This window comes from Mycobacterium sp. E3298 (assembly GCF_001666895.1).
In the GTDB taxonomy this organism is placed as follows: domain Bacteria; phylum Actinomycetota; class Actinomycetes; order Mycobacteriales; family Mycobacteriaceae; genus Mycobacterium.
The window spans coordinates 1-6,940 of the sequence record NZ_LZJB01000018.1 but is presented as its reverse complement, the minus strand read 5'-3'; the positions used below and the strand labels follow the sequence as shown (position 1 = coordinate 6,940).

General features: G+C 68.4%; 9 protein-coding genes. 3 read left to right on the top strand and 6 right to left on the bottom strand.

The window, feature by feature from the left end; all coding sequences use genetic code 11:
- Positions 1 to 610, top strand: a 610-nt coding sequence (locus A9X05_RS31465) for a hypothetical protein (RefSeq protein ID WP_067778541.1), incomplete at its 5' end; no start/stop codon positions are given.
- Here A9X05_RS31465 and A9X05_RS00990 read toward each other — a convergent pair.
- On the bottom strand, positions 596 to 1,573 hold the full coding sequence (locus A9X05_RS00990; protein WP_067778539.1) for a nitronate monooxygenase family protein: 978 nt from the start codon (positions 1,571 to 1,573) through the stop codon (positions 596 to 598). The two genes, A9X05_RS31465 and A9X05_RS00990, sit on opposite strands and share 15 nt — an antisense overlap.
- The gene (locus tag A9X05_RS00985) at positions 1,570 to 1,962 is read right to left on the bottom strand and encodes a tautomerase family protein (protein ID WP_067778530.1); all 393 of its coding nucleotides are present in this window, start codon (positions 1,960 to 1,962) and stop codon (positions 1,570 to 1,572) included. The genes A9X05_RS00990 and A9X05_RS00985 overlap by 4 nt, the downstream gene beginning before the upstream one ends.
- A gap of 94 nt (positions 1,963 to 2,056) precedes the next feature.
- Between A9X05_RS00985 and A9X05_RS00980 the strand changes: the two genes are divergently transcribed.
- Positions 2,057 to 2,926: a LysR family transcriptional regulator gene (locus tag A9X05_RS00980; protein WP_304442435.1), complete on the top strand. Its 870-nt coding sequence runs from the start codon at positions 2,057 to 2,059 to the stop codon at positions 2,924 to 2,926.
- Between the two features lie 59 nt (positions 2,927 to 2,985).
- On the opposite strand, the gene A9X05_RS00975 is transcribed toward A9X05_RS00980, so the two are convergent.
- Positions 2,986 to 3,585: a TetR/AcrR family transcriptional regulator gene (locus A9X05_RS00975; protein WP_067778524.1), complete on the bottom strand. Its 600-nt coding sequence runs from the start codon at positions 3,583 to 3,585 to the stop codon at positions 2,986 to 2,988.
- Between the two features lie 107 nt (positions 3,586 to 3,692).
- Between A9X05_RS00975 and A9X05_RS00970 the strand changes: the two genes are divergently transcribed.
- A complete protein-coding gene (locus A9X05_RS00970; protein ID WP_067760709.1) occupies positions 3,693 to 5,255 on the top strand; it encodes an NAD(P)/FAD-dependent oxidoreductase in 1,563 nt (520 codons plus the stop codon).
- Positions 5,256 to 5,258: 3 nt separating this feature from the next.
- On the opposite strand, the gene A9X05_RS00965 is transcribed toward A9X05_RS00970, so the two are convergent.
- From A9X05_RS00965 to A9X05_RS00955, 3 genes are all read right to left on the bottom strand, one after another.
- Positions 5,259 to 5,867, bottom strand: a complete 609-nt coding sequence (locus A9X05_RS00965; RefSeq protein WP_067778521.1) for a YbhB/YbcL family Raf kinase inhibitor-like protein — start codon at positions 5,865 to 5,867, stop codon at positions 5,259 to 5,261.
- 50 nt (positions 5,868 to 5,917) lie between these two features.
- A complete protein-coding gene (locus A9X05_RS00960) occupies positions 5,918 to 6,361 on the bottom strand; it encodes an SRPBCC family protein (protein ID WP_067760702.1) in 444 nt (147 codons plus the stop codon).
- 35 nt (positions 6,362 to 6,396) lie between these two features.
- A partial coding sequence (locus A9X05_RS00955; RefSeq protein WP_156736171.1) for a zinc-binding dehydrogenase occupies positions 6,397 to 6,940 on the bottom strand: 544 nt, incomplete at its 5' end.

Genomic DNA, 6,940 nt, shown 5'->3' with positions numbered 1-6,940 from the left:
CGCGCGGCTGCTCTGGTACACCAACCACGCCCACGGCTCCGGCCTGTCCTACAACGTTGTCACCATCACCGGCATCGTCGACGGCGCGGCCTGGGAAAGGCTTGCGCGCAGGACACAAAGCGGCGACCTGCGCCCGTGGATGCGCGAACTGGACAACCTGCGCCACGAGGTGACCGGAAAGCTTCTGCTTCCCGTCGATTGGTCGCCGTTGCAAACCGTCGACCTCTCGACGGTGCCCACCGACGGTGCGACCCACCAACTGAGCCTGTTCATGGAAGACACCGGCTGGCCCGACGCCGCGCTCGACGACTACATCAGGATGTGGGACGAGATCTATTACCAGCTGCTGTCCAAAGCCCCAAAAGAAATGCGGATCCTCGATATCCAAGCGTGCTTTCAGGTGGCGCACGGCAGTTACCGCCGACGAGAAGCGATGCTGTGGCAGAAGATCGAGAACTTCAACAACTATGCCGCGCTGGTCCACCTGCTGACGGCCGAGACCGCGCCCGAGCACCGGCGGCCCGGCAGCTATATGGTCGAGGCGCTGAAATACCGCGACCAGTGGGAAAGCCGCCTGCTGCGGACGTCGGACTGGTCACCGCTGTACTGAGGCCGGCCGGTTGAGGATCCGGGCGGCGTGGTCGACCATGTCGGCCACGATGTCGGCCGCGGGCCGGACTTGCCGCAGCAGCCCCACCCCTTCGCCGACGAGAATGGCGGCGGTATCGAAATCCTCAGCCGCGACGGCTTTTTCGTAGTCGGCCACCGCCTCCTGCAGCGACGCCGCCAGCCCGTCCTGGTTGCCGTGCCACGTGTCGAGGAACGCGTTGCCGAGCGCCCGAGCGTTGTATTCGGCCGGCCAATCCAGCCGTCGCACAAGGTCATAGGCGCGCGTGCGAACGGTGTCGTCACCGGAGGCCGTCAGCGCCCGCTCGTGCGCGCGGGGCGACACCAGCGCCTCCGGCGTCGCCCAGAATCGGGTGCCCACCAGCGCCCCGTCGGCGCCGAGCGCGAGCGCGGCGGCCAGGCCCCGCCCGTCGGTGACCCCGCCCGCCGCCAGCACCGGCGTGCCGGGTGAACGATCGGCGGCCAGGTCGACGACGTCGGGCACCAGCGTGAAGGTGGATCGGGCGCTCATCCCGTGCCCGCCCGCCTCGCCGCCCTGGGCCACCACGACATCGGCGCCGGCGTCCAGGGCCAGGCGCGCGTGGTCGAGGGTTTGCGCCTGCGCGATCAGCGGGACGCCGGCGGCGCGAATCCGCTCGGCGAACGGCTGCAGCTCACCGAACGACAGCATGATCGCGGCGGGCCGGCGCTCCAGGGCCGCGTCGAGCAGCGCGGGTTCGCCGGCCAGGCTCCACGTGATGAAGCCGCAGCCGACGGTTGCCCCATCGGCGCGGTCGAATTCGCGCCGCAGCCATGCCGCGTCGCCGTAGCCGCCGCCGATCAGGCCGAGGCCGCCGGCCGACGTCACGGCCGCCGCCAGCCGCCCCCCGGAGATCATCGCCATCGGGGCGAGCACGACGGGGTGCTGGATGCCGAAGAATTTCGTGAGTCGGGTGTCGAGGCTCATGTCAGCTCCCCGGTGAGAAATTGCGCCCGGCCGTGGCCGAAAGACCAGTCTTCGTCGCCGTTTTCGGTGATCGAGACGATCAGGTCGGCCGGGTCGAGCCCGCACCGCTCCGCCAGGTGGGTGGCCAGCAGTTGGTAGAACTTCTCCTTCATCGCCCGTGTGCGCAACCGGCTCACCATGTGGACGATCACCTGGTGCGCCGACCGGGTGATGCCGAGACCGGTGTCCAGGGCGATGATTTCGTGGGCGGGATGGCTGCGCACCACCTGGTAACGGTCGCGCGGCGGCACCCCGAAGGCCTCGACGACGGATTCGTGCACCGCGTCGAGCAACGCCCGCATTTCCGATGGCGTGCGGCCCTCGATGAGGTCGATGTACAGCAGCGGCATGGTGGCTCCTTACGATCTGTGTCCTGGCTACGACGTTAGGCTCGCCCGGATCGGGTGTGAAATGCCTGCTGTAATCGATCTATGCTTGTCGGGCATGGGCGCAATGGAAGGTGGCCGAGTCGAATTGCGCCACCTCCGGGCGTTTGAGGCGGTGGCGCGACTCGCGTCGTTCACCCGGGCCGCCGACGAACTGCGCATCACTCAGCCGGCGCTCAGCCGGACCATCCGGCAGCTCGAGGACGCGCTCGGCGTGACGCTCGTGGACCGCACTTCGCGGCACGTGGAGACGACCCGGGCCGGACGGACCTTCCTCGAGCATGTCGAACGGGTGCTCGCTGAACTGGAGCGGGCGTTCGGCGCCGTGCGCCGGCAGGCCAGCATCGGCCTCGGATTCAGCTGGTTGTTGCCCGACCCGTGGGCGCAGGAGACGGTCGCCCGTTTCGAGCGGGCCACCGGCACGACGGTCAGGCTGGTCCGCACCGACGATGCGCTGGGCGCCGTGCAGCAGGGCCGGGTCGACGTCGCCGTGGTCCGCGGACAGGTGACGTCGACCGCCGTGCGGGTGGTGCACCTGTTCGACGAGAACCGGGTGGCCGTGTGCTCGGTGCATTCGCCGCTGTCGTCCCGGTCGGAGCTGGACTGGGCCGAGGTCCCGCGGTGGCCGTTGGTCGTCAACACCGCCAGCGGGACCACCGGGCCGTGGTCGTGGCCGTCGGGGGAGGGACCGGAAACCATCGTGGAGACGGCCAATTTCGACGAGTGGCTCGAGTCCGTCGCGGCCGATCGCGGCATCGGCGTGATCCCCGACGTCGCCGTCCGCCGCAACATCCACCCGGGCGTCCGGTTCGTCGCGCTGCGCGGGGCCCCGCAGAGTCCGGTCGCCGTGGCGTTTCTGCCGCGCGCCCGCAACGCCGTGCTGCGCCGCTTCGTCGAGGCCGCCGTCGAGAGCGCGCAGGACGTTTGAGTGTGCGCTCACGGCGGCGATTCTCGGCGTGTCGACACCGTGGGCGCACACTCAACGAATCACGCGAGCGGCGCCAGACCCGACCGCAGGAGATCCAGGCTGGACGCCACCAGTTCGCCGAGCTCCCCGGTGCAGCCGTTGCGGCCCCAATTCTCCACCGCCACAACGAGGGCGGCGGCCAGGGCCGAGCCCGTGACCTCGGCGAGCAGATCGATGTTCGCCACTCCCGGGTTGCGGCCCTTGGCGAAGTCGGTCAGCACGTGCGCGAACGACGCCTGCACGACGCGCAGGTGACCGGCGATGCGCTCCGCGCTGATCAGCTCCGCACGGGCCTTCGCGGCCTGGCGGACCACTTCGAGGTCGTGCGGGAAAGCCGCGACGCTCGCCAGCACGGCATCGAAGAGTGACTCGGAGGTGGGGCGGCCGGCGAGCGCTTCCGCCAGCCATTCCAGCTGCGTCTCGTAGTCCTGGAAGAGCACCGCCTCCTTGGTGGGGAAGTGGCGAAAGAAGGTGCGTTCGGTGACGCCCGCCTCCCTGGCCAGCTCGGTCACGGTGACGTTGGCAAACCCCTTGCGGGCAAAGCTTTTCAAGGCCGCCTGGCGCAGCGCCTCGTGTGTCGATCGTCGGCGTAGCTCGTGGCGGTTCGTCGGCGCGCTCATCCCATCGAGATGGTAGCCCAGCCGGCCTGAACTGGTCAGTGCTGACATCTTCCAATTATGTCAGTACTGACATATTGTTGTCACGCGCCGACCCGAGGGAGGAAGCCATGCCGGACTATGACGCGATCGTCGTGGGAGCGGGCCACAACGGATTGACCGCGGCGGCGGTGCTGCAGCGCGCGGGCCTGCGCACCCTGTGCCTGGAAGCCAACACCTATGCCGGCGGCATGGCGGCCACCGTCGAACTGATCGACGGGTTCCGCTACGAGATCGCCGGGTCGGTGCAGTTCCCCACCGCGAGCCAGATCACCAAGGACCTGGGGCTGGACACCCTGCCGACGGTGGAGCCGGAGGTGATGTCCACCAACATCGGTGACAACGGCGAGGAACCGATGATCTTCTACCGCGACCCGATGCAATTGATGACGCACCTGGGCGACAAGCACGGAATCGAAGCCGTCACCGGCATGGCGGAATTGATCGGGTGGAGCCAGGGACCGGCAAAGGCGTTGGGCCGCTTCGACGTCCGCACGCCACCCAAGACCCTCGACGAGATGTATGCCTGCGCGGCCAACGACGCGGAGCGCCGTGCAATTCACGAAATGCTGTTCGGGTCGGCGATGGACGTCATCGACCGCTACCTGCCGGACAAGGACAGGCACGCGGTCATGCGGGGGATGCTCGCATTCCTGGCCGTGAACTCCACCTATCGTGGGCCCTACACACCGGGCAGCGCGACCTGCCTCGCGTTCGCGCTGGCCGTGCCCGACGATGCCACCGCGATGATGACAAAGCTCAAGGGCGGCATCGGCGCGCTCACCGAACACCTGCGTGAGCTGTTCGTCTCCCACGGCGGAGAGATCCGCTATCGCGCCAAGGTCGAGCAGATACTCGTCGACCACGGCGCCGTGACCGGGGTGCGGTTACGCGACGGCTCCACCATCACTGCCCCCATCGTGGTTTCCAACCTCGCGCCCGACGTCACGCTGACCGAGCTCATCGACTCCGAACACGTTCCGCCGGAGCTGGTCTCGCGGCTGTCGGGCCGTGATCACCGGGCCTCGTTCGTGCAGATCCACTTCGCCCTCGACGGACTGCCCGAGTTCGCCGCACCGTATGAGTTCTTGAACGAAGAAGGCATGCAGCAATCGGTCGGGATCTTCGGCGATCCAGAAGAACAACAGCTGCACTGGGAGAACTGCCGCCGGGGCATCGTCCCGGACAACCCGTCGATGGGAATGCAGATACCGTCCGTGCACGATCCGGGCATGGCGCCGCCGGGTAAGCACGCCGCCAGCGCCTACGCGTACGCCTTCCCAGTCGAAGTCAGCCGCGATCAGCATGGGCACCTCAAAAATGTGATGGCCCAACGCGTTATCGACAAGATCACCCGGCTGGCCCCGAACTTCAAGGACATCGTGATCCGCCACATCACGTTCGCGCCCTACCACATGAACACGATGTTCGGCGCGCCCGACGGCGACTTCTGCCACGGTCTGCTGCATCCGGACTTGATGGGCCCGAACAGGCCGGGCCCCAAGGGCTTCCTCGACTTCCCGATCCCCATCGACGGTCTCTACCTCGGCGGCGCGGGATGCCATGGCGGGCCGGGCATCACGTTCACCCCCGGCTACAACGCGGGCTATCAAGCGCTCGACGACATGGCCTGACGCTCAGCCCGCGAACGTTCCGGTCAGCTGCGCCTGGGCGGTGGCGGCGCCACCGATCGTTTGTGCCGCCTGCACGCCCGCGAGGCCACCGGGAAGCTGGTAGTCGTTGGGCAGCTGGTAAAGGGTGAACCGGTAGTGGTGCGTGCCGGTTCCCGCCGGCGGGCACGGGCCCTTGTACGCGGGCTGTCCGGCCGAGTTCGGCAGCGTGGTCGCGCCGGCCGGCGTCTGACCGTCGGTGGTGCTACCGGGACCCGGGGCGACGCCGGTCACGACCCAGTGCACGTACAGCCCGTTGACGGCGTCCGGGTCGTCGACCACGAGCGCCGCCCCCAGCGGCGCCGACCACGTCAGCGGCGGCGCGATGTTGGCCCCTTTGCACGTGTACTGCACGGGGATCGGGGCGCCGTCACCGAACGCCGGGCTGCTGATGGTCAACGGCGCCCCGGCGGGCGCGGCGGCGACGGTGCGCCCGAGGGTCGTCACCTTGGGCGTCGACGGCGCGGTCATATGGGTGTCGCCGTGGCCGCCGCAGCCGGCCAGCGCGGCGATGATCGCCAGCCCGCCGATGATCGGTGCGATCCTGCGAGGGCCGCGCGGGGTCGGCGATTTCATAAGGGACAGTGTGGACCGCGGGGCGGCCGTCCGGTAGGGCCAGAGCGCCGTTAGGAGTCGCGCTTCTTGTCGAGCACCCGCTTACGCAGCCCCTTCGTGGCGGTGTCCATCAGGCTCTTGGACCCGCGCTTGATCAGGAACCCGGGCACCGGCATCAACAGGTCGACGGTCAAATCGAAGCTCACCCGGGTCGAGTCACCGTCGGGCGTCAGCGTGTAGCGGCCGTCCTGCGCGCGTTGCTGTTTGGCGCGGACCAGGGTCCAGCTCACCCCGTCGTCGTGAACGGTGTACGCCAGCTCCTGTTCGTCGCTGACCCCGACGAGCTTGACCACCTGCTTCGACCTGGTGGGGTGGCCCTGATCGTCGCGCTCGAGAACCTCCACCTTTTGGTGAACCGAGGACCACTCGGGCAGGGATTCGATGTCGAACAGCACATCCAGGATCTCATCCGGTGTCGCTTCGATGACGACCTCGCGGGATTCGGTGACAGCCATGCAGGATAGATAACCACTGCGGCGCCGCTAAAAACTCACGGCACCAGCACCACCTTGCCGACGTTCTCGCGCGCCGCGAGAATGCGGTGCGCCTCCGGCGCTTCGTCGAAGGGCACCGCCGCGTGGACGATCGGAGCGATGGTCCCGTCCTCGAGCGCCTCCGTCAGCGGGGTGATCCACGGCTCGAGCGTGCCGCGGTCGTCCCACAGCCTCAGCATGTTGAGGCCGATCACGGCCTTGGACTCCGAGAGTTGGTCGATCAGGTTGAACCCGCGCAGCATCGCCAGCGCGTGCGGGGCCGCCGCCCGCAGCGAGCGCTTCTCACCGTGCTGCAGATTCGAAACCCCGTAGCCCACAAGCCTTCCGCCCGGTCGCAACAGCGCGTAGGACCGCCGCAATGACGTGCCACCCAGCGCATCGAGCACCAGGTCGTACGGTTGCAGGCCCTCCCACCAGCCGTCGCGGCGGTAATCGATCGCTCGGTCCACCCCCAGTTCGGCCAGCCTCTGATGCTTGGCGGGTGATGCGGTTCCATGCACCTCGGCCCCGGCCGCTTTCGCGAACTGAACGGCCGCGATG

Excerpts from the sequence above, each read along its gene's own strand:
- A9X05_RS00970 (WP_067760709.1), top strand. The coding sequence starts at position 3,693 with ATGCCGGACTATGACGCGATCGTCGTGGGAGCGGGCCACAACGGATTG.
- A9X05_RS00980 (WP_304442435.1), top strand. The coding sequence starts at position 2,057 with ATGGGCGCAATGGAAGGTGGCCGAGTCGAATTGCGCCACCTCCGGGCG.
- A9X05_RS00965 (WP_067778521.1), bottom strand. The coding sequence starts at position 5,867 with ATGAAATCGCCGACCCCGCGCGGCCCTCGCAGGATCGCACCGATCATC.
- A9X05_RS00960 (WP_067760702.1), bottom strand. The coding sequence starts at position 6,361 with ATGGCTGTCACCGAATCCCGCGAGGTCGTCATCGAAGCGACACCGGAT.
- A9X05_RS00975 (WP_067778524.1), bottom strand. The coding sequence starts at position 3,585 with ATGAGCGCGCCGACGAACCGCCACGAGCTACGCCGACGATCGACACAC.
- A9X05_RS00985 (WP_067778530.1), bottom strand. The coding sequence starts at position 1,962 with ATGCCGCTGCTGTACATCGACCTCATCGAGGGCCGCACGCCATCGGAA.
- A9X05_RS00990 (WP_067778539.1), bottom strand. The coding sequence starts at position 1,573 with ATGAGCCTCGACACCCGACTCACGAAATTCTTCGGCATCCAGCACCCC.